At 47.6% G+C, this 23,197-nt stretch carries 16 protein-coding genes; 13 read left to right on the top strand and 3 right to left on the bottom strand.

Annotation, left to right across the window (positions count from 1 at the left end):
* Positions 1 to 418 precede the first annotated feature (418 nt).
* The 3 genes from DW821_RS00715 to DW821_RS00705 all read left to right on the top strand — a co-directional run bounded on the left by DW821_RS00715 (position 419) and on the right by DW821_RS00705 (position 7,748).
* Positions 419 to 3,625 carry an N-acetylmuramoyl-L-alanine amidase gene (locus tag DW821_RS00715; RefSeq protein ID WP_118065008.1) on the top strand — a complete coding sequence of 1,069 codons (3,207 nt, stop codon included), beginning with the start codon at positions 419 to 421 and terminating at the stop codon, positions 3,623 to 3,625.
* A gap of 127 nt (positions 3,626 to 3,752) precedes the next feature.
* On the top strand, positions 3,753 to 6,182 hold the full coding sequence (locus DW821_RS00710; protein WP_117758317.1) for an NlpC/P60 family protein: 2,430 nt from the start codon (positions 3,753 to 3,755) through the stop codon (positions 6,180 to 6,182).
* A gap of 15 nt (positions 6,183 to 6,197) precedes the next feature.
* Complete coding sequence (locus tag DW821_RS00705; RefSeq protein WP_117758316.1) at positions 6,198 to 7,748, top strand: oligosaccharide flippase family protein; 1,551 nt, start codon at positions 6,198 to 6,200, stop codon at positions 7,746 to 7,748.
* A gap of 146 nt (positions 7,749 to 7,894) precedes the next feature.
* On the opposite strand, the gene DW821_RS00700 is transcribed toward DW821_RS00705, so the two are convergent.
* Together DW821_RS00700 and DW821_RS00695 are read right to left on the bottom strand one after the other, a co-directional pair.
* Positions 7,895 to 8,911 carry a glycosyltransferase family 2 protein gene (locus DW821_RS00700; protein WP_118065006.1) on the bottom strand — a complete coding sequence of 339 codons (1,017 nt, stop codon included), beginning with the start codon at positions 8,909 to 8,911 and terminating at the stop codon, positions 7,895 to 7,897.
* A gap of 33 nt (positions 8,912 to 8,944) precedes the next feature.
* A complete protein-coding gene (locus DW821_RS00695) occupies positions 8,945 to 10,042 on the bottom strand; it encodes a glycosyltransferase (protein WP_117767286.1) in 1,098 nt (365 codons plus the stop codon).
* Between the two features lie 36 nt (positions 10,043 to 10,078).
* On the opposite strand from DW821_RS00695, the gene DW821_RS00690 reads away from it, so the two are divergent.
* The 7 genes from DW821_RS00690 to DW821_RS00655 all read left to right on the top strand — a co-directional run bounded on the left by DW821_RS00690 (position 10,079) and on the right by DW821_RS00655 (position 20,064).
* Positions 10,079 to 11,023 carry a glycosyltransferase gene (locus tag DW821_RS00690; protein ID WP_117758313.1) on the top strand — a complete coding sequence of 315 codons (945 nt, stop codon included), beginning with the start codon at positions 10,079 to 10,081 and terminating at the stop codon, positions 11,021 to 11,023.
* A gap of 821 nt (positions 11,024 to 11,844) precedes the next feature.
* A complete protein-coding gene (locus DW821_RS00680; protein WP_117758312.1) occupies positions 11,845 to 12,531 on the top strand; it encodes a glycosyltransferase family 2 protein in 687 nt (228 codons plus the stop codon).
* A gap of 5 nt (positions 12,532 to 12,536) precedes the next feature.
* On the top strand, positions 12,537 to 12,872 hold the full coding sequence (locus DW821_RS00675; RefSeq protein WP_117758311.1) for a DUF2304 domain-containing protein: 336 nt from the start codon (positions 12,537 to 12,539) through the stop codon (positions 12,870 to 12,872).
* Positions 12,873 to 13,074: 202 nt separating this feature from the next.
* Positions 13,075 to 15,075 carry a DUF2142 domain-containing protein gene (locus DW821_RS00670; protein WP_118065004.1) on the top strand — a complete coding sequence of 667 codons (2,001 nt, stop codon included), beginning with the start codon at positions 13,075 to 13,077 and terminating at the stop codon, positions 15,073 to 15,075.
* A gap of 1 nt (position 15,076) precedes the next feature.
* A complete protein-coding gene (locus tag DW821_RS00665; protein WP_118065002.1) occupies positions 15,077 to 17,458 on the top strand; it encodes a glycosyltransferase in 2,382 nt (793 codons plus the stop codon).
* A 9-nt stretch (positions 17,459 to 17,467) separates the two neighbouring features.
* The gene (locus DW821_RS00660; protein WP_147487013.1) at positions 17,468 to 19,033 is read left to right on the top strand and encodes a hypothetical protein; all 1,566 of its coding nucleotides are present in this window, start codon (positions 17,468 to 17,470) and stop codon (positions 19,031 to 19,033) included.
* Positions 19,033 to 20,064 carry a polysaccharide pyruvyl transferase family protein gene (locus DW821_RS00655; RefSeq protein WP_117758307.1) on the top strand — a complete coding sequence of 344 codons (1,032 nt, stop codon included), beginning with the start codon at positions 19,033 to 19,035 and terminating at the stop codon, positions 20,062 to 20,064. Before DW821_RS00660 ends, DW821_RS00655 begins: the two co-directional genes overlap by 1 nt.
* 25 nt (positions 20,065 to 20,089) lie before the next feature.
* On the opposite strand, the gene DW821_RS00650 is transcribed toward DW821_RS00655, so the two are convergent.
* Complete coding sequence (locus tag DW821_RS00650) at positions 20,090 to 21,118, bottom strand: acyltransferase (protein WP_118064998.1); 1,029 nt, start codon at positions 21,116 to 21,118, stop codon at positions 20,090 to 20,092.
* A 104-nt stretch (positions 21,119 to 21,222) separates the two neighbouring features.
* Here DW821_RS00650 and rfbA point away from each other — a divergent pair, with 104 nt between their 5' ends.
* The 3 genes from rfbA to DW821_RS00635 all read left to right on the top strand — a co-directional run bounded on the left by rfbA (position 21,223) and on the right by DW821_RS00635 (position 23,162).
* A complete protein-coding gene (gene rfbA / locus DW821_RS00645; protein ID WP_118064996.1) occupies positions 21,223 to 22,122 on the top strand; it encodes a glucose-1-phosphate thymidylyltransferase RfbA in 900 nt (299 codons plus the stop codon).
* Between the two features lie 95 nt (positions 22,123 to 22,217).
* On the top strand, positions 22,218 to 22,655 hold the full coding sequence (locus DW821_RS00640; RefSeq protein WP_117767274.1) for a DUF4869 domain-containing protein: 438 nt from the start codon (positions 22,218 to 22,220) through the stop codon (positions 22,653 to 22,655).
* A gap of 9 nt (positions 22,656 to 22,664) precedes the next feature.
* Positions 22,665 to 23,162 carry a Fis family transcriptional regulator gene (locus tag DW821_RS00635; RefSeq protein ID WP_187362399.1) on the top strand — a complete coding sequence of 166 codons (498 nt, stop codon included), beginning with the start codon at positions 22,665 to 22,667 and terminating at the stop codon, positions 23,160 to 23,162.
* The last annotated feature ends 35 nt before the right edge of the window (positions 23,163 to 23,197 follow it).

The raw sequence follows: 23,197 nt of genomic DNA, 5'->3' as shown, positions 1-23,197 counted from the left end.
CATGAAGACCACGCTCTATTTTTCTTGAATGCGTTAGCCAGGCTACTCTTTCGATGAAGCCCCAGACGCCTCTGATACAAGCGAAACATGGGGCTTTTTGCTGTATTTCGCGGCTGCGTACACGCTTTCGTCGTCCGTCACGTGCTTAAACGAATTGCGTGCTTCAGTGGATTTTCGTGTTACTGGCACTTGCGCTGTTTGGGGCGCCGCTAATTGCTTCAAAAACTAGAGCTAGCACTGTGTCCATGGAAGGACGAAAAAACAAAAGTTTGCTGAGAACGTAACCTGCTTTTTATAAGAGCAGGTTTCTGCCTGCCTTTATAACAATTCCCGCGCTTCGAATAACTGGACTTCCGATGCAGAGGAGATTGTAAGATAATCTTCTCTTAGTAACATTATTTGTGACGGGGGATTCAATATGAAAAAGGCATTGCGTGCCTCAACAGCTTTTTCTCTTGCTGGTCTTTTGACCATTTCATCCTTGATGGGTCCTGTGGCTGCTGCCTACGCTGCGAGCAACGTCCCGTCTGCGGACGCTGCCGTGGACGCTGCTACTGCAGACGATGATGGCGAGGCCTCGCGTGATGCGGGTTCTGTTGATGTCGACGCTGCTGATGATTCATCGCCGGCAACGAACGTTGACGAATCGGCTGATGAGGATTTTGGCGTTGATGTATCTGAGAACCATCAGCAGGCTGAACCGGTCGATTCTTCTTTCCAGTATGTATATCTTGCCTACCCGAGCCTTTCCAGCGGGACTGATCAGGTCGTTGCCTTTGCTACTCCCGATGACGGCGATAGCCTTGCCTCCGCAACTCTCAACTATGTAAGTGCCAATGGGGTTCAGGGGACTATTGAAGCATCTGCAACGGCTGATAATTCTGCTGCTTTTATTTTTGGTTCGCAGTTGGAATCTAATACATATTTCCTCACATCGATAACCTATGCTTTGCAGGGCGATGGCTCTGAGCATGAGGTGGATCTTTCTGACAGGGATTATTCGTTTACGGTCATTAATGGCTCCGTGAGCTCCGAGGGCACTTCTGTTTACTATGCGGACGGCGATGGCAATGCCGTTGAAGCCCAGTCGATTCAGCAGGCATTGGAATGCGCCGATTCACCCGATGGCATTTCCACCTATGCTGAGCGCTCCGCGCGTAATGTGGGGGTTATTGCACTTGACGCGGGACATGGCGGGGTGGATTCTGGCGCTCAGGGTAATGGCAAGAGTGAAGCCGACCTTACCTGGAAGATCATGACAGCCTGCAAAAATAAACTTGAAGCTTACGGCTTTAAGATCGTTCTTGCGCGCGAGCAGTCTGGCTACTATCCCAGCAATGATTATCTTTACCGCGTACAGCGCTGCATTGATCAGGGCGCGCAGGCCTTTGTTAGCTTTCACATCAACTCTGGGTCTTCTGGGGCTCACGGCGCAGAAGTTTATGCTCCTACCGCAAATGGCACCGACTACACGCAGGTCTCTGTTGAGCTTGCCAACAAGGTCATGAACAACCTTGCTGCTATGGGACTAACATACCGCGGCGTATTTCAAATGGAGGTAGGCGACGAGTTCGCCGTTATCCGCTGCGCTCGCGAGCAGGGAATTCCAGGTATTCTTATCGAACATGGCTTTATCTCGAATTACGGTGATGTGGCCAACTATTTCTCGGACGATGGTTGCCGCCGTCTTGGCGAGGCTGACGCTGCCGCAATCATCGCGCAGTTCCCGCATCCCTACTCCGTCAATGGAATTTCCTTCTCGGAAGAACTGGGACATGCGGGGTCAACGGTAAAAATCGGTGTAAATGTTAGCGGCAAGACTGATGGCCTTAGATATAAGTTTGTTTGGCATAGGGCTGGGTCTGATTGGAGTGATTCCAATTGGGGTGTAATCGGTCAAGACTTAACTTCGCCGTCGATTTCTTGGACCCTGCCCCAGGCTGGTGAATATGAGATCTATGCTGATGTCATTGACTCCAATGGATATGTGACTAGCACTTCTAAATACAAAGTTGTTAATTGGTCTCTTGAGTCGCTCGAAGTCTCGGGCGACGCCCGCTGCGGCAAGCCGGTCAAGCTGCAGGCCAAGGTGTCCGGCGACGCCTCCGGCCTCAAGTACAAGTTCGTCTGGGAGAAGGGCGGCTGGGCCAAGTGGGGCGTCGCCCAGCAGCCCTCCGCTTCCTCCTCCTGCGAGTGGACCCCGACCGAGCCGGGCGAGTACACCGTCTACCTCGACGTGATCGACGGCTCCGCCGAGAGGCACCTGACCCGCAAGGTCACGGTCGGCGAGCGCTGCTCCGTCGAGTCGCTCGAAGTCTCGGGCTCCGCCCTCTGCGGCAAGCCGGTCAAGCTGCAGGCCAAGGTGTCCGGCGACGCCTCCGGCCTCAAGTACAAGTTCGTCTGGGAGAAGGGCGGCTGGGCCAAGTGGGGCGTCGCCCAGCAGCCCTCCGCTTCCTCCTCCTGCGAGTGGACCCCGACCGAGCCGGGCGAGTACACCGTCTACCTCGACGTGATCGACGGCTCCGCCGAGAGGCACCTGACCCGCAAGGTCACGGTCGGCGAGCGCTGCTCCGTCGAGTCGCTCGAAGTCTCGGGCTCCGCCCTCTGCGGCAAGCCGGTCAAGCTGCAGGCCAAGGTGTCCGGCGACGCCTCCGGCCTCAAGTACAAGTTCGTCTGGGAGAAGGGCGGCTGGGCCAAGTGGGGCGTCGCCCAGCAGCCCTCCGCTTCCTCCTCCTGCGAGTGGACCCCGACCGAGCCGGGCGAGTACACCGTCTACCTCGACGTGATCGACGGCTCCGCCGAGAGGCACCTGACCCGCAAGGTCACGGTCGGCGAGCGCTGCTCCGTCGAGTCGCTCGAAGTCTCGGGCTCCGCCCTCTGCGGCAAGCCGGTCAAGCTGCAGGCCAAGGTGTCCGGCGACGCCTCCGGCCTCAAGTACAAGTTCGTCTGGGAGAAGGGCGGCTGGGCCAAGTGGGGCGTCGCCCAGCAGCCCTCCGCTTCCTCCTCCTGCGAGTGGACCCCGACCGAGCCGGGCGAGTACACCGTCTACCTCGACGTGATCGACGGCTCCGCCGAGAGGCACCTGACCCGCAAGGTCACGGTGGAGGGTACTCCAATTATGGGAAGTCTGCAGACTTCAGTTGATGCTATGGTGAACTTATATGAATCAACAGGACATACATATCCCTCAGACGAATTTGTTTCAAAGGGAGCACCTACTATTCGTGATTTTTGTTCATTAATTGTTGAAGCCGCTGTTTCTGAAGGGGTTCGTCCGGAAGTTGTTTTTGCTCAGGCTATGCTTGAGACTGGATGGTTGCAATTTGGAGGTTCCGTAAAGCCGAATCAGTGCAATTTCGCCGGACTGGGCGCCGTCAATCAACAATCGGGAGGCGCTAGATTTGACGATGTATATCAGGGCTTGCTTGCCCAAGTCCAGCATCTTAAAGGATATGCTACTGGTGCGGCGTTGAATAACACTTGTGTGGATCCTCGATATGAAGTCCTTCAGTCTAAGGGTTTTCTCGGAGTTGCGCCATATTTGGAAGATTTAAACGGCCGCTGGGCTGTTCCGGGTGACACATATGGTCAGAATATTGCGCGCATTATTTCTTTAATTGGCTAATATCAATATGAATTCTCTAGGTCGACTGCGCTGGTTGTAGTCGACCTTACTTGTATGGTAAATCTTGGCCTTAAATTGTTACTTGCTAGCAATATAATGTTGGAGTGAACTATCGGGGAGGTTCTATATGCATTTCTTTAGAAGTAAGGCTGTCCGTGTCGCTTTTTTCTTCTTTTATTTCTGTTTGGCCGTAACTCCTTGCTTTGGTTTGAGTGAAGCGGGCCTGTCTCCATCACAGATTGAAGATTCAACACGGGCCGATGATTTAAGTGCAACTTCGCCGGTTTCAGAGGACTACTCCGTCGACGGCCTCTCGGCCAAGGCGTCCGATGGCGGGTCTCCTCTCCTGGGCGACCGCTGCTCGCTCGGCCTGACCGCGTCCGGCAACTCGGGCTCGGTCCGCTATAAGTTCGTCTGGGAGCAGGGCGGCTGGTCCAGGTGGGGCACCATCCGCCAGCTCGGGCCCGAGGCCTCCTGCGATTGGGTGCCGGAGGTCGCCGGCGACGTCAACATCTTGGTCGACGCCGTCGATTCGGCCGGCAACGTGAGGACCTGGAGGTTCCCCGTCAGGGTGGATGCCTGTCGCCTTTCCGTGAGCGGCGGGGATACGCTCGAGTGGAGCGGCGGAATGAAGGTCGATATCTCCGCCGCCGCGGCTCCCGGCGCAAAGATTAAATTCCTTTGGGAACGGGGCTCATGGTCCAAGTGGGGCGTCATCCAGGCAGCATCTGAGTCCGCCGCCTGTACCTGGACGCCCCCGTCTTCCGGCTCCTATACTCTCTATGCCGACGTCACGGTCGGCGGGCTCACGTCGACGTCAAGACTCCCCGTTCGCATCTCAGAGGACTACTCTGTCGACGGCCTCTCGGCCAAGGCGTCCGATGGCGGGTCTCCTCTCCTGGGCGACCGCTGCTCGCTCGGCCTGACCGCGTCCGGCAACTCGGGCTCGGTCCGCTATAAGTTCGTCTGGGAGCAGGGCGGCTGGTCCAGGTGGGGCACCATCCGCCAGCTCGGGCCCGAGGCCTCCTGCGATTGGGTGCCGGAGGTCGCCGGCGACGTCAACATCTTGGTCGACGCCGTCGATTCGGCCGGCAACGTGAGGACCTGGAGGTTCCCCGTCAGGGTGGAGAGAAATCTATCTAACTTCACTTCAATAGATTTGAAATCTGATTCATCCAATTTGTGCGTAGGGGATACGCTTTCAATTACACCTCGGATTACCATCCGAAAGAATAATCAGATTTCATACAAATATGTTTGGATGCGGAACAACTGGGCTGAATGGGGTGTGATTGACTCCGGCAGAGGTAAATCCTCAATTGACTGGAGAGTCGATAAATCTGGCGCTGTCACCGTTTTTGTTGATGTTATTGATGAGGCCAACGATCAGACGATGACCTCGAAGACTGAATGCTCGATTGGCTCCGAGAAGTGGAATTACGAGTCCCTGAGTTCTTCTGCAACGCTTGTCAGGCCTAATGAAAGCACTGAGATCGATGCTAGATGCTCGGGTGATACTAATTACTTGCAGTATAAGTTCGTCTGGAATAAGAATAATTGGGCTGACTGGGGCGTTGCTCAACAGGGCACAAGTTCACACTTGCAATGGGCTCCAAAAGACGCCGGAGACTATGAATTGATCTGTGACGTTTCGGGGTCAGATGGAGTTGTCCAAACAAAAAGAACAATCATTAGCTGTTGGGATTTCTCGAGGATTACTGCAATTTCGACTGATGGCAATAATTCTTGGGGAGTTCGAGCTGATTTGGGAACGCTTGCAGCTGAAAAATCTGGACAATTTCAGTTTAAATTTGTTTGGGCCAAGTCCGACTGGAGTAAATGGGGTGTTCTAAAAGAATTTTCCAGTGTGAATGACGCTTATTTCAATCCCTCTGCACTTGGATTGCAAGATGGTTATTACGATCTTTACTGCGATGTCTTGCTTCCTGATGGCACTCTCCAGTCGAAGTCGACTCAGATTTACTACAGCCCATTTGGCAGCTCAACGGTTTTGGGGGTTAGTCGTATTGGACTCGTCACTTGGCTTACGACGCATCAATTTGATGGCTATTATTTAGGAACGAGATATTCCGGTGGCTTCTCCTATGATAGTTGCCTTTACCCAAAAGGTGCCCCGAGATGGGATGGCTATACTGGCATGAATTGCACTGGCTTCGTGGCCCATGCTTATGCTGCGGTTGGTGGCGATGTCAATCGTATTGCGCAGAATAATAATCACTCTCCTTGGGCTGGGGGGCCAGGCGGTGGCGGCTATATTAACGCTTGGAGATGGTATGGCTATGCTCGAGATTTGGGATGCAAAATGTATGAGTTCCGTACTGTCCAAGATATGCTAAATAGTGGTTATGCTCAAAAGGGAGATATTATCTTCTTTAAGACTGACGGATCAATCGACTGTCATATTGGGTTCTTCTGGGGAGATAATCCGCATGACAATAAAATGTGGCATCAAATTCTGCCTGGGAATTTAATCGGACCCTGTTTTAACAATGCGAACAAAGGAGAGGTTCGGCAATCGGTTGTTCTGATTAAATAGTGCTTTAATTTCTGAATGGTATTTGAAGCAACTAATTGTGAAACGGTGATTCTGATAAGTAGCGCAAGCAGAAGACTTACTGGCATAATAATTACATATGGTTATATACTGGCTCAGGCTTTAGTCGGCTTTGTATATGTTCCGATGTTGTTGCAAAACATTGGACAAGACGAATATGGACTCTATCAATTGATAGGCTCTATCATGTCTTATATAGTTTCCATTAATGGGATTTTGTCTGCCGGTGTTGGGCGTTTTTATTGCAAGTATATGGCAGAGGGCAAAAATGACTTAATGGAGAATACTCTCGCAATAGCTAGGCGTCTGTACTGGGTCCTATCTGTGTTCGTGATGCTAATAAGTTGCGTTCTCGCCGTGGTTGTTCGGTTTGTATATTCAGCCAGTTTTACAAACTCACAGCTTGATGAGTGTTCCGCAATGCTTGTTGTATTAGGGATCAACACAATTGTTATCATGAACAACACTATTAGCGTTGCGGCGATAACTGCTAATGAAAGGTTCGTTTTTTTGAAGGGCTCGCAATTGGCCGCCCTAATAGCTCAGCCTTTCATAGTGTATGGACTTACGACAATTTTTAAGAATGCATTAGCCGTATGTTTAGTTGTGCTTGTTACAAATGTGTTGTGCGCGGTGAGTCAGCGTTTGTTTGCTAAATATAATCTGCACATTAGTTTCAGATATCATGGCTGGGACATGAAACTGGCTAAAGGATTGCTATTTTTTAGCGGCGCGATTGTATTGGTGACGATTGCTGACCAGATTTTCTGGAAAACCGATCAATTAATTGTCGGCTATTATTTTGGTGCTGCCGCCGTTGCGGTATATTCTGTCGGATCTCAAATCTACACGATTTATATGACAATCGGTACGGCAGCCTCATCAGTTTTTCTTCCTCGAGTTTCAGAACTGTATTGCCAGAATAAGGATATGTCTGAAATTTCGGATCTCTTCATTAAAGTCGGTCGCATTTCCTTTATCGTCTGCGGATTTGTTCTTAGTTTATTTATTGTTCTGGGGAAAGATTTCATCATTATTTGGGCTGGTAAGGACTATATAGACGCTTTCTATATCGCCTTGATCGTAATGGTTCCATTTACCATTGACTTAATTCAGAACCTGGGACTTACCATAATGCAGGTTGCGAATGTTTACCTGTATAGGGGGTATATGTATCTTGCGATTGCGCTTGTCAACGTGGTCGTGACGATTATATTGCTCAAGCTTATGGGCATAGTGGGCGCAGCAGTTTCAACAGCCATCGCTATGGTTATAGGTAACGGTTTCTGTATGAATTGGTATTATTCTGAAAAGCTTGGGTTGAACATAAAGAAATTTTGGCTTGAAATTGCCAAACTTTCCGTCTTGGTTATTGCCGGTACGGGGGCTTTGCTGCTGCTCTATAACCTAATTAAAAGCCTTTTATCTGGCCTTGTGGTGGTTTTGGTGTCAGCAATAATTTATTTCTTTATCTATTTCTTCTTGGTTTTGATGTTTGGGCTAAACGAATCCGAAAAGACGAGCATATCTGCATTTATCAAGCGATAATCTGTGACGCTTGTTAAGCAGAATAGCCTAATGTTCTTTCATTACTTTTATGACCAACCGGCTTGCCTGACATTTGATTATCGAAGGCTAAGTCGGTTGGTTTAACTACTCGGTGCCAGGAAAAATGAGCGATGACAACAGGGCGATTAGCTCAAGATTTTCAGTATCAATAGTTTTAGCTGTTCACAACAGCGTATTACTACTCGAGATAACAAATAGTGCTTATTCTTTGCCGCAAGGAACAGTAAATAGCTGTCAGGTCTGTAGGTGCTGCAAGGGACATCAGCTTTAATTGAGGGATTAAATAAGGCCTCTGAAATTGAAACAAAGTTACGTTTTTTGGTCTCAATATTGTCACTGAGCTCGTTGATCGATAGGAGATAAAGATACTGTTCCGTTCTTGTTTTCCATGCCAGCCTTTCTGTTTCTTCTCCCCAACGAGCGGCGATTTTCACTAGGCTTGAGGTGACGAAGGTTAAATCTGAAAGCTGTTTTTCCTTATAGCTGTGTGTTGCACTTTGTCCGTTTTGACAATTGTAATAATACAGCGCATCACTTATTTGTAAAACCGATCTGGCTGAATCGACTATGGGTATCATTTGCAGAAAATCTTCTGCAAAATCGATTCTCTTTGTATCGGTATTGCTTAAATCGTCAATCAGACAGTTTCTTTTGATTGCCTTTCCCCAAATTGAATTGAGTTTCCCTCGCGCCAAACATTTTTTGACTTCGTCGAGATCGTCACCTTCATAGATGCCAGACGGAAGGGCGGGATTGATAAACGGATCGTTTGAATAGTCTGGGTTTCTTGTATAGCTGAAACAGATTATGTCTGGATTGCACTTATCGATTTCGCGAGCAAGAATAGATAGGGTATCGAAGCGCAAAGAATCATCCGCATCAACAAAGACCAGGTAATCTCCGGCGCTTATCTCCGCGCCTTTTCGCCTGGCCTCATATACGCCCATATTATTTTGTCTAACGTAATGAGTATTGTTGTGAGATTCACAAAACACTTTGCAGACACTTTCAGTAGCGTCTGCTGATCCATCATTAATGAGGATAATTTCATAGCCGTCATATGTTTGTTGGTAGATGGATGATAGCGTTTCCGGCAAACTGGATGCCGCATTATATGCAGGGATAATAATTGAAAACAGCATTTAGTCCCTTTCCGTATTGGAAGAACAAGATGGTTAGTTAGAAAGCCCGTTTACAATGTCCCTGTATAAAATAAATTGACGCTTGGCAATGGCCTTCCATTGAAAGTGTTCAATTGCATACTTTCTAGCTGCAGTTGCAAGTTTACAACGAAGTTCATCGTCATTGAACAGCGTGAGAATTGCTTTAGAAATGGCTTCGAGATCAGATTCTACACCGATTCCAATTCCTTTATTGTTCGCTGTTTCTTTCCATGTGGTTCCCTCGGTAACAATAATTGGGAGGCCATATGCTAGTGCTTCCAAAACAGACGTCGGGAAACCTTCAGTGCGTGAAAGTTGGATATAAAACTGCGATTGGAGAAAAGCGTCCGCTTTAGATTGACCATTAACTGGACCATTTAATAAAACAATATCGGATACTTGATTGTCGGCAATAAGTAGTTCCAGTTTGGCCATAGACCCATCTTCGTCTGGACCGTAGATGTAGATTTTTGCTCCGAGCCCTCTTAGCTCATCAGCAATTAGTGGCAGACTTTTGATCAGTAGATCAAGACCTTTGACCTCTATATCTAGGCGGCCAATAAAAAGCGCGATGCGGCTGTCTAAGTTTGAGGCTTTGGCTTTTGGGATGCTAACACCATTTGGAATAATGCTTGCTTTCCTATGTTTAAAGCCGTTTGAACTCATCGCCTCTTTTTCCGATAGAAAATGGATACAATCAGCATTGCGAATAAAGCCGTTATAGAAGAAAACATTAAGCAATTGTTTAGCTAAATGATGCTGTTCTTGCGCCACATATGTTAGAGACCCATGTGGTGTGATGATGTATGGGATCGCACGTCTTCTGAGCCAATGGCTTAGTTTAATGTGATCTGGCCTATATATCTCATGAAATATTACGAGTGACGGATTGCAAAACGGTTCAGGAAGTTTTTCTATGCATGACTGATAGAAGACGGGATATTTCGCATCTTTAGGTCTGTAGTTTGTAAGATTTAATAGAGCTATATTCATGTCCTTTATTTCTGACTGCTCATTTAGGTATTGAGGCACCACTGTAGACACGCCAGAAGCGAAATCACTTGTAATATATGCCACATGAAGGACTATTAAACTATCGGTAGTTTTCATTAGCGTTTGCTCCCGCAGCGGTGTTGGAGGTTTTAGTTGACAGATTCACAGTTGGTTTCAGTGCTCATGCCTTGTTATAGGGAGAGCGCCAAAGATTTTACTGAGGCACTAGCGTCTATTTTAAAGCAGACCTATCATCGAATCGAGGTGGTTGTTGTTTTTGATAATCCAGATGACAACACACTTTACGATATTGCTCAAAACTATAGCTCTCATGACAGTAGGATTTGCCTCGTGAGAAATGAACGCAATCTTGGTCTTGCTGCATCTTTGGAAAGGGCGTTCAAGGTCTCACGCGGTCAGTATATCTGCCGAATGGACTCAGATGACATTTCTGAGGCGCAGCGCATTGAACGGCAGTTGTCGTATCTTGAAGAACATGAGCTTGACCTAGTGGGTTCTTATTTGAACGCCATTGACGAAGACGGTAGTCAATTATATCTCGTTGATTCAATTCCAAGTTCGAGTGAAGGCGTTAGGCGTTCTCTTATGATTAGAAATTGCGTACCTCATCCGAGTTGGTTTGGAAGAAGGTCTGTATTTGAAATGGGGTATCGGTCTGTTCCGCTAGCAGAAGATTATGACTTACTGTTGCGTGCCGAGCTGGAAGGGTTCACTATTGGAAATGTTCCAGAGCCGCTCATTCGATACAGAATGACTGTTAATAGCATTTCGCGTAGCAATTTGTATAAACAGTTCGTTGTTTCTCAGTGTTTACGTTCAGCTTTCAAAGAGGGCCGATCACTGGATGTCGATAAGATTGATACAATCGTCGCCGAGCGGTTCGATCGGCGACGAGCTGAGAACTATCTAAAGGCAAATGCATTATTTAATAATGGGTTGAGAAATATTCATTCTGGTAATCGAGCAAAAGGTATTTCCCAATTGCTTCAAATCCCATTTTGCTCTAAGTCGTATTTAATGAATGTCATTAATATGGCGCGTGTGGTTACAATTAAAACATTTGAGAAAACCTCGTAGTTGTGCACCTACGCTTAGAGAGACATGGCGTAACCATGCCGTTTGACACTCGGAAGATTGCTAGCTTTGAAATCTAGGGCTAGGTTTGTTGCGGGGTTCTCGATGCCGTGTGCACCATTCGTGGTTGATTTCCGATCTCAGCCGAACACACTGCGCAGACAGTCCGTACCCGCGGCTAGCCGAACGCCCCCGCGGCCCCCATGGACCCCGGGGGCGCCGTTTCCCCAGTTGAAGGAACGGTGGATATGTGTTCGATAGGTCCGGGGGCCATTCTCCGCCCTCAGTCTGGCACCTCTTTCCAGACTCAGCCGGACGGTCGGTCCGCCTCTTCCGTTTTGCCTTTGGGCTAGGCCAGCGGGGCGTCGCGCCTCTCTGCGCGTGCCCTCTCGATGAGGCTCGGCGTCAGGTCGAGTCTTCCGATGGGCACGTCCTCCAGGCTGTAGGCGTCTAGCAGCGCCTCCGCATCGCCGCCGAGCATCGCCCTGGAGGCGCGCGGGCGTCCAGCTCCAGCATCTTCTGGACCGTGTCCCTTTCGTGTCTGGTGAGCGCCTGCCGTAGATACTCGGGGTCGCCTTCTCGGAACCCTTTTTCTTCTTTCCGGACATGCCGTCCTTCGAGTCCCCGGGGCCAACCGGTTCGGCCCTCAGGGTATCGGGTTCCCACATTCATCCGCACATGTGCGGATGAATGTGGGAGGTGTTCGGATGAAGTTGATAATCAAGGGTTGATAATCAAGGGTGCACCATTCGTTGTGTCTATTTAACCATTTGTATATCTCTCGCTATAATAATGAGAAAAACTAGAGATCGGTTTATGTGTATATGACACCTAAAACTCTTATCGCTATTCCTGCTTATAATGAGGAGGAATGCATAGAAAAGACGATATGCGAGCTCAGGCAAATTGCACCTGAGTTTGATTTTGTTGTTATCAATGATGGGTCTCGAGATCGAACGCTAGCTATCTGCAAGGATCTTGGTTGTGACATCATTGATATGCCCATTAACTGTGGTTTGACCGTTGGGTTTCAGACGGCTGCGCGTTATGCGGTTGATCATGGATATGACTATATGGTTCAGTTTGATGCTGACGGCCAGCATTGTCCGGAATATATAAAGGTCCTTGTTGATAGGGCTCAATCTGATGGATCAGATATTGTCATTGGCTCTAGGTTTGTAAGCGTGCGCAAAGACAAGACGCTTCGCATGATCGGCTCGCGTATGATTACGGTGCTAATAAAGATTCTGACAGGCAAGAGGATCAGTGACCCCACGTCTGGATTTAGGCTATTTGGGCGGGATATTCTTACGAAATACTATTACGACAATACCTTAAATCCGGAACCAGAATCTCTCGCTCTCTTTTTGAAGCAAGGGTATTCTATTTCAGAGGTACAGGTTAAGATGCGCGAGCGTCAAGGTGGCGAGAGCTATCTTAACCCTGTTAGGTCTATGCAGTATATGGTTCGTGTTTTCGTTACGCTCCTTGTCGTTCAGTGGTTTAGGTGATCCATTTGCCGGTCTCTCTTCGTATTTTGCTTCTCGTTTGCGCTGTTTTGGTATTCGTGTTCGTATTGCGCAAATTAAAAAAATCCCAAATGCAAGTTTTGGATTCTCTGTTTTGGCTGCTATTCAGCGTCAGTTTTGTAATTTTGGGCGTTTTTCCACAAGTTGCAATGTGGCTTTCAAGTCTATTTGGTTTCCTGTCGGCTTCTAACTTCGTGTTCCTTTACGTTATTGCCGTTCTTGTGGTCCGTGATTTCTGCAATTCTCTTCGCCTCTCTCGACAGGAAGAGCGTTTGAACTCGCTTGTTCAGGCTGTTGCGTTAAGTAGGGAGAAGGAAAAGTAGGCTATGCGTTTCGCTTTGGCGTATAAATCATCCGGATGGGAATGTCTCTACTTATATTTCTTTCAACAGTTGTGAACAGTGCTTGGTGCCCATACTTGTCATCCAGATGACTGGGAACGATTCTTCGAGGGCCCTTGCAGCTTGATTTGGATAAAGGTGAATTAGCCCCGTGTTGTCTCGATGCGTAAACCAAAAGCAAATAATGAAAGCCGTCTTCGTTGCTCTTCTCTTTATTGTCGAGCTTCTGTGCATGAAGCACTTTTATGTGAACCACTCTGTCTCACAGCTGTTCGTTTTAGCGCTCTATTGCGTCGTTGTAGATGTTGCCATTTGGCAATCATATTATATCTTCCTTTCCTCAGATGATGAAAAAAAGCGTGGCAACTGTTCTGGTCGCTGCGCTCAATTATTAGTCCTGTTGCTTACGGCATTTGCTGTGGCGGTCATCTGGGAGGGCTGCACCGTTCTTGGCTCGCCGGCTTCTCATTTCTCGAATATTGCTGACTGGAATAAAAAGCGGCTCATATTCTTTTTTCTGATTTCCTATTGCGCAATACTCTATTTATTCCAAAGCGGCTTTTCTCTGAAAGCGTTGTTCCATTCTGCTTCGGCGAGGGTCAAGGCTACCGATTACGTTTCCCTGCTGATTATCGCATTCTTTATTGTTTTTGGCTGCTCTACGATTGCATTCGTGAATGGGTTCATTAATGCTGTTGTTTATTTCCTGCTGGTAATCATAACTTCGGTTTTCACGGCTTGCTCGGGCATTCGAAAGAGAAATTCTGCCCTTCCTGTTGCTTTCTTTATCGCTGCATTCTCAATTGGTGTTTTCCTTGTGGTGAGCACTCCGATAACGACGGGTATTTCATGGGATGATCAAATTCACTATTCCAATGCCCTTTCGACATCTTATTTATTTGAAACTCAAAAAACTGATTCGGATATTAACTTTACTGACGAAGCGGTCCGTCGTGCACAGGGCTATGAAGAGCCCTCTCTTTCCCATTTTGATCGAGCGGAAATTCTTGAGCATGCTAGGCAGTTGAATGGCTCCTATAGATCTGATATCGCTTCTGGTCATGTGCAAGTTAACAAGCATGAAGAATTCGTTTATACGCTTAGCAGCATTGGGTATATTCCATCGGCAATTGGCCTTTGGCTCGCTCGCCTTCTGCATTTCGATTTTTCTTCTATGATTCAATTCGCTCGGATTTGCAATTTATTTAGTTACTGTCTTGCAATTGCCATTGCAATCAAGGTTACGCCCTCAAAAAAGGGACTATTTGCTTTTGTGGGAATGCTGCCAACTTCGATCTTTCTTGCGTCATGTTTCTCATATGATGCATGGCTCATTTCGTTTATCATTCTCGGTTTTGCTTATTTTTTGAGGTATGCATGGGGTGATTTAAATGAATTTACAATTCGCAATATAGCACTCGCATTTTTATTTACCTTTTTAGGACTCGCAGTCAAAGCTGTGTATTTTCCGATAATCGGTCTTTTCTTTATGGTTCCGCGTAATCGTTTTGCGGGCTCGAAGCAACGAGTTCATTACTATGCCGCCGTGTTTGTTTTGGGCTTGATTGCTTTTGCCTCATTTGCGCTTCCGTTCTTGTTTTCAACGGCCGGCGGATCTAACGTTGGCGATATGCGAGGCGGCTCCGATGTTAACTCTGGTCAGCAAATCGCTTTCATTCTCGCCGATCCATTGCGCTACGCGGAAATACTCGCCAATTATTTTTCAACTTATTATTTAAATCCGATAACCTCTTCTGGATATGCATTGAACTTTGCATACCTTGGATCGCTTGCTGCTCAGATTTCTGTAAATGCAATCCGTGGGTTGGTTCAGGTGCTTCCAGCTGTTTGCCTATTGTTGTTTGGGCTTTTTTCGGCCGATTCGATTAGCGTTAATCATATTGGTCTCGCACAATTTCTATGGGCCTCATTTGTGTTTTTGTTTACGGTGACTTTGGTGGCAACTGCACTTTATGTGTCTTTTACTCCCGTTGGATTGGGGACAGTTAATGGTTGCCAGAGTCGTTACCTTTTGCCACTTCTGGTTCCGTGCCTATCGTTTATCCTTAACCAAAGTCGCTTGGTCTTTGGGGACAGCAAACGATTCATATTGATATGCCTCGTATTCCCGTTTACTTTGGCTACGATTTGCGAGTTTGTTTTAGTTGTTGGAAAGTGTTGCTGATATGGGCATAGTTTTTAATACCGAATTTAACAATAAGCTAAATTGCCGTGGCGACGGCAAGCTATATCTACTGTATGAAGCCGCATCCGTTTTTCCTGATGCTGTTGAGTCGCAATCACCTAATGGGCAAATTCTGCCCGCAAGAATCATTCCTATTTCAGAGACTGAATTTGTTGCTGTTCTTGCCGATTTTGGTGTCGACCAATCGCTGTCTTTCTTTAGCGGAGATAATGTAATTTACCAGCGCCGCATCAATCCTGGCAAGTTTTCGATTGAGTCGAAAGTTAACGGCTTGCTGCGCGCGGAGCATTGTGGACAATTTCGCAATATTGACCGTTCTGGCGTGCATGCGCTCGCTTCTATCCAAATTGAGAGCTTTATTCCCTGCGTTGATGGCGTAATCGTTAGAGGTGTTCTTTCGGGTACTGATTACCTTGAGGGTGATCGTATTGTCGCTTTTAATGAAGAAGCCTGCGTTGTTGGGGAATCTTTGTTATTTAATAAATTAATAGCCGATGCGAATCCTGGTCTAATAAATTTCTCTCTTCATATTCCTGAGGTCGGGGATAGCCTGTGCATTTGCATACACAGGGCTTCTGGTCATCTAGATACGTTTATCAATCTAAAGAAAGATATGCTTAAAGAGCTTTTGGATGAGGCTGATCGGAATCATGCGTGTGCATTCGATCAACCCCGTTATTTGTCCTGGTTTTCTGGGCGCAGATTGACTGGATCCGATTCGCGGGCACAAGCACAAATAAGACTTGCATACCAGCCCTTGTTTTCAATCATCGTTCCTCTATATAAGACTCCCTTGAATTTCTTCAGGGATATGGCTGATTCTGTGATTGCTCAGACGTATTCGAATTGGGAACTCATCCTGGTTAACTCTACGCCAGATTACGATGGACTTAGCGACTTGGTTTCCGAGTACGTGACTGCAGACTCTAGAATTAAAGTGACTGATCTTGAGGGCAATCTAGGTATCACTGAGAACACCAATGTCGGAATCAAGATGGCCAAGGGAGACTACCTTTGCTTTTTCGATCATGATGATGTTCTCGAACCGAATATCTTGTTTGAGTATGCACACGCTCTAAATCAAAATTCGGATATTAATCTTCTCTACTGTGATGAAGATAAGCTATTGCCTGATGGGTCCTTGGCTCATCCTACTTTTAAGCCGGATTTTAGTCTTGATATGGCTCGAGACAATAATTATATTTGCCACCTTCTTACTATTAAGAGGGCATGTTTAGACAGAATTGACCTTTCTAACAGCGAGTTGGATGGCGCCCAGGACCATGCCATGGTGCTGAAGATTGCCGAACTTGATGGGACGATCCATCACGTTCCTAAAATCTTGTATCACTGGAGAATAAGCGAGAATTCGACTGCGGGTAATTCCGATAGTAAACCCTATGCAACCCTCGCTGGAATAAAAGCTGTTCAGGAGCACCTTGATAGATGCGGTATCAAGGCGACTGTGGTCAATTCTCATAATCGTGCTTTTCGTTATAGCCCCATTTATGATGTTCCTTCATCTGAGTCCTGTTCATTAATCGTTACCACCCGCGGCAATTCTTCGGTTCTTTCGACTCTTGTATCTTCAATCAATGACACCGATTTTGATGATCTTGAAGTCGTTTTCGTGTGCTCGCAGGAAGCGGAAGCTGCTGTTAAGCAATCGAGCTCTGGACTTCGTTGCCGCTATATCGTTCACGCGCTTGATGACCCCTTTAATATATCTGTGTGGAGAAATGCCGGTGCTTTCGCCGCGCGTGGCGAGCAACTCGTCTTTATTCATGACGATATTCAGGCACTAGACTCCTCGTGGCTAAAGACTCTCGTCGGTTTTTCTCAACGAGAGGATGTTGGCGTCGTTGGAACAATGACGTGCGATCTTGACGGCATTGTGCAGCAGGCAGGCCTGTCTTATGTTGGAGAATCAATCGTCAACCTGTCGCAAGGCATTCATCGCTCTTCTCCTGGCTATATCTTTATGCCATTGACCGTAAGGGATGTATCGGCGGTGAGTGGTGTCTGTTTAGCTATTTCACGCGAACATTTTAATCGTCTGGGTGGTTTTGATGAGTCGTATCTTCTTGACTATTCGGATGTTGATATTTGCTTCAAGTCTTCTCAAGCTGGGTTAAAAGTGATCTATACACCAGAGGCATGTCTCTACCATATGGCATGTGTTGACAAATCCCTTGATAGTAAATCTCGCTCTCATAAGCATTTTGAGGATAAGGCACGATTGTTGCATAACTGGTCCGAGCGTTTCTCTGAGGGAGATCCATGGTTCTCCGTTAACTTTTCTCGAGATCCCAAGCGCGCAGCGTTATATAAGTTCGATCCTTTTGACTACGAAGCGATTTGAGTGCTTTAAATGAAACAAATTGCCTGGATAATATCTCCGCCGGCAAAGGGCTCTGGCGGCTTTCGAACCATCTGCAGCAAGGCTTCCTTTCTAGATTCTCGCGGATATGAGAACTACTTTTACATTATGCCGGGCTGTGAAGCATACAAAAGTGCTCATAGAGTTCAGACCGAAATAAAGGATTGGTTTGGTTATTCGCCTAAAGAAGTTCGTGTGGCTCCGAGTGTGTCCGAGGATTTTTTTGCAGTAATCGCCACCGCTTGGAATACGGCGCACTTTGCATCTATGCAGAAGTGCACCCATAAGTTCTACTTCATTCAGGATTTTGAACCTTGGTTCTATCCGATGGGGGAGATGTATCTAAATGCCGAAGCAAGTTATCGTTATGAACTAAACCCCATAACAATAGGCAGATGGCTTTCTAAAAAAGTTGAACCCTATTATTCGCATGAAGTCCCATATTGTGATTTTGGCGTTAGCGATATATATACTGCGCAGGAACAAAATCTAAGCAGAGAGTATGCCATCTGTGCTATTTATCAATCCAATAAGGATCGGCGTTTGTCTGGCATGTTGCTTGATGCAATTAAATTGCTTCTCAAGCTCGACGATGCAGTTGTCGTATATTTATACGGCGAAGACGCAATGCCTCCCATTCGTGATCCACGTGTACGCAGCCTCGGCATCTTGACCGCTGATGAATGCGCCTCGCTTTATGCCAAGTGTGTTGCCGGCGTATCGTTGAGCGTGACTAATCCCTCTCGCCTGCCTTTCGAAATGCTTGCATCGAAGCTTTCGGTAATTGAAATAAACCGTGAGAATAATCTACTCGACTTTCCGGAGGGCACCATCCACCTCGCTGAGCCCTCTGCTTGCGGCATTGCTTCTTCTATTCTTGAGGCTCTTTCAGGCTCAAAATGCGATTCGCCTAATCGATTTAGCTGCACGTCGATTGAGCGTGAAAATGAAATGTTCTTCGAGGCCTTTACACGTTATCTGAATGAAGAGCCATCCTTGGTTAGCGGGAAGTCCGCCTTCGGGAATGTGCTAAAAACCGAAGAACTAAGTAAGGTCTTCTTGCTCAGCGATCATCTCGCTGATGCTCGATTGCGATCGTCTGCCATGTCTCAAACGCTCATTCAAGCTTCTTCTGTTGATTTGACTGTGCGTTTTGAGTCGTCTTTGATGCCTGTGGATGTTCGCGCGGCAGTTTGGTGTGCCCTTGATCAGTCTGATATTCGCTGGATTAGTCTTGAATCTAGGGACGGTCTTTTTGCGGGGCATGTTCCGCTGTTTTTAAATGATGATGAAGAGGCCTATCTTCGCATTCATATATACTCTTTTGCGGAAGACGGCAAGAATCCGCTTTGTGTCGCCGAGCTAAGCCAACTAGTCTGTCTTTCGCCTTCTCGCAACGCTCATCCTGTTGTTCGTTCGGTTGAAAGTGGCGCATGCAGCGTGTCTGCCGTTTTTAACCTATCTGATGATTATTGTGAACCGTTTCAGCCTTCTGCTTCGACGGGCGTCGAAGGCGGTCACGTTGCTCTACTCAAACGTTTATTTCGGAGAAACTAATGGCGCGCTTTAACCAATGGACTCAGCTACTTAAAGCCTCTGCGACATCGTGCAGGCACGATGAAAAATCCGATGGTGTTAAGCAAGAACGCTATCTCCTTTTGGATACGGCTATGGGAAGCGAGAACTCTGGTGACCATGTGATCATGGATGCCTGTGGCTGTATCGCGGATCAAATCTTTGGCGGTGCGTTGCCCCATGTGGCAACGCACTATTATTCCAAAGAGCTTGAAATGTATCCTGAATACGTAAAGCTGTTGTGCGGCACCAATATTCTGTATACGCATATGGCTGATCAGCAGCAATGGGCGCTTGCCAAGCGGTTGGGCAATAATAGAAATGTTGTTTTGTTCGGCGTGGGCATGTCTGATATTGGGGTGGACGATGCTATCGACGCCTATACAAAGAAGTTCTATAAAACCTTGCTATCCGATGAATATCTTCATAGTGTTCGAGATGAAATGACTAAGAAGAGGCTTAACTCTATTGGCATAGAGAATGTTCTTAATACCGCATGTCCGACCATGTGGTCGTTAACCCCATCTAGGCAACTCGAGATATCCTCTAAGCGTTCTAAAAACGTTGTTACGTCAATTACCGATTATTGTTTCGATGCGGAACGTGACCGTAAGATGCTGGAATTGCTGTCGTCGGAATACGAAAAGGTAACGATTTGGATTCAAGGAAGCCATGATGTTGATTGGTGTCTTGATCAAATAGTCGATCTGAAGCAATTTAATGTCATAGGCCCCAATACCGAAGAGCTTAATCGTGTAATTGAAACCGAGGAGTTTGATTATGTGGGGACGCGTCTCCATGCGGGCATCCGCTGTTTAAATGGAGGACATCGCTCTCTAATTATTGCAATTGATAATCGAGCCCGCCAAATCGGTGAAGACACGGGACTTCCCGTTCTTGAACGCGAGGACGGCTATCTCCATAAATTAGCTGATTGGGTAAACCATCCCGTTAAAACTGAGATTAATCTTCCCTGGACGAGCATCGATAAATGGAAGAAACAGTTTAATTAGCTGTATTCCTTGGCTATTGCTTTCCCTATTTCTTATCGTGTGGTGCCTTTGGCGTTTCTCCGATTATCCAACCCATATTTGTGGCTCGAATTAGATTCGTCAACATATAGGCGACTGATCCAAATCCAATCAGGTTAATTGCTGCCATCGCCATTGGGGCTATGTTGGGCCAGTAGGTAAAAGAAATGTAAACCAGTGGAGAATGAAAAAGATATATTCCCATACTGTTTTTGCTAATCTTTTCGGTTAGTAGGTTTGCCTTTTGGGGGATGACACAATAAATTGATGCAAGCGCCATGCAAGTAAGGGCGGTGGAAGCAATGGGGGGCACCACTTGTTTTAGTAAGTTTACAAGGAATAATAGTATTAGGACTATTGATATGCTTTTACGCCTTTTATAGCTCTCGAACCATTTGTTTGCTTCCAAGTAGTGGATTGTTAGGCCAAGCGCAAACCATATTGCATTTGCTTCTGCCAAATTGATATATCTGTTCGCTGATGGTATTCCAAAATGGTAAAGATAAATTGAAGCGCCGAAAACTATCGGAACCTTAAAACTTGTTAGAGGGCTCTTTTCGAGTATTTGAAAGATGCACGACGTGGCTGCTGTAATGAAAAAAAGAGTCGGGAGAAACCAAAGGTGACCGTTGTCTTCGCCCAACAGAATTGATTTAAAGATGATGTGCGGTACAGTTAGGCCATTGTAATAGGGATACTTAACGAGCATCCTGATGGGGAAGAGCCAACATATTCCAATCATGATATAGGGGATAATTAAGCGTTGAGCTTTTTTAATGACCTGATTTATAAAATCGCTTGATCGATTCCAGCTCCATAAAAAACAAAAGCCAGATAACGAAAAGAACAAGGGCATCTGGATTCCGTTAATTAAGAATTTGAGATTATCCAACAGAATTGATTTTTGTTCAGTTGGATAATATCCCCACGCACTTGAATACAGAACAATGCTGTGGCCTAGGACTACAAGGAATATTGCAAGGGCCCTCACGTTCGTTATGTCGTCTCTACGGGTTGTGTCCTTGCGGTTGTTCATCAATTGCTTCTTTCGTTAATATTGAGAAGGTTTAACTTAAAGAATATCAAACTCTTACTAACCGCTTGATTTATAACTATTTTCGATTACAGAGGACGGATTATATGAAAGGCATCATCCTCGCCGGCGGGTCCGGCACCCGCCTGTACCCGCTCACGCTCGTGACCTCAAAGCAGCTGCTGCCGGTCTACGACAAGCCCATGATCTACTACCCGCTGTCCACCCTCATGCTGGCGGGCATCCGGGACATCCTGGTCATCTCCACGCCGACGGACCTCCCCAACTTCGAGCGCCTGCTCGGGGACGGCTCGCGCTACGGCGTGAACCTGTCCTACGCCGAGCAGCCCTCGCCGGACGGCCTGGCGCAGGCGTTCACCATCGGCGAGGAGCTCATCGCCGGCGAGCCGTGCGCCCTGGTGCTCGGCGACAACATCTTCTACGGCAACGGCCTGTCGCGCCACCTGACGCGCGCCGTACAGAACGCCGAGTCGGGGAGGGCCACGGTCTTCGGCTACCACGTGGACGACCCCGAGCGCTTCGGGGTCGTGGAGTTCGATGCGCAGGGGAGGGCCGTCTCCATCGAGGAGAAGCCCGAGTGCCCCAAGAGCTCCTACGCCGTCACCGGCCTGTACTTCTACCCGGGCGACGTGGCCGCCAAGGCGCACGAGGTCGAGCCCTCCGCCCGTGGCGAGCTGGAGATCACGACGCTCAACCAGATGTACCTGGAGGAGGGGACGCTGTCCGTGGTCACCCTCGGCCGCGGCTACGCGTGGCTCGACACCGGCACCATGGAGAGCCTGCACGAGGCCGCGGAGTTCGTCCGCGCCGTGGAGCACTCCCAGGACCTGCCGGTCTCGGTCCCCGAGGAGATCGCCTGGGAGAACGGCTGGATCACGACCGCCGAGCTGGAGGAGGCGGCCAAGGCCTACGGCAAGTCGGTCTACGGGCAGCACCTGAAGAAGGTCGCCGCCGGCGAGATCGTCAACAGCCCGCGCGAGTACTAGCGCAAGCTTGTTTTCTTTTAGGGGTCACCGTTTATCTGGTGGCCCCTTTCGTTATGATTACGTTGACCATAAAGACAATATGATTGGGAGTGGATGTGTTAAGCGTCTACTTTGGCGATATGCCAGAAGCGATTTACAACACAGCGACATATTTCAAAAACTCTTACCGGTCTTCTTGGATTACGGATCCCTATGCAGTCTCGATAATTAAAGATGTTGATCGATCGGATGTTGTTTCCGAAAACGTCATCGAAAGCCCTGTGCTTGGATCCATCTCCCCACTCCAGCTTTCTGGTGGCGTGAAAACGCTGCTGCTTATGAGATTTGATCGTAAGCAAATTTTTAACGCTTCTACCTGTGGTGACAACTGTGCCAAGTGGATTCTCGACATGGCGAAAGACCGCAAACTTGTTGTGAATCTCTATCATGTGATGGACTTTGGTCGCGAGGATTTTAAAATTAAAGTCGTGAATAGCGGCCGAATCGTTCACAACATGGCCGAATTGATTCACGAGTCGATTCCGTATCTGTAGGTACTGCTTATGAACGGTTCGCATCTCGTTAAGATTTCCCGCCGCAGGGGAACCAAGTACACATTTACCATCAAGCGGAACATCACTATTGTGCGTGGCGATAGCGGCACGGGTAAGACGACACTGTTTGACATGGTCGCAGACTACATGCGAACGGGCGAGCAGTCGGGCGTTTCCTTGCAATGCGATTGTCCCTGTGTCGCCCTGACCGATTATGATTGGCGAAACCAGCTTTCGTCCGTTCATGACTCGATTGTATTTGTCGATGAGGGCTTAAAAGAGATCCATTCTGATGAGTTTGCCCATCATGTGCTGTATTCCTCGAATTATTTCGTGCTGATCTCAAGGGCTGATTTCCCCAATCTTCCGTATAGCGTGGATGAGATTTACAAGATTAAGACGAGCGGAAAATACCATTCTTTCGTCCCTGTTTATCAAGATCGCGGGAATCATCGTTATGCTATTTCCCGGTCGGCGCCAAAACAGGACATTACTTACGTGAAATAACTGGGGATTCGGTTTTTCACTACGACAAAGACTGC

The sequence above is a fragment of the Collinsella sp. AM33-4BH genome (genome assembly GCF_003469205.1).
GTDB lineage: Bacteria > Actinomycetota > Coriobacteriia > Coriobacteriales > Coriobacteriaceae > Collinsella.
This window is presented reverse-complemented; position numbering and strand designations above follow the sequence as displayed.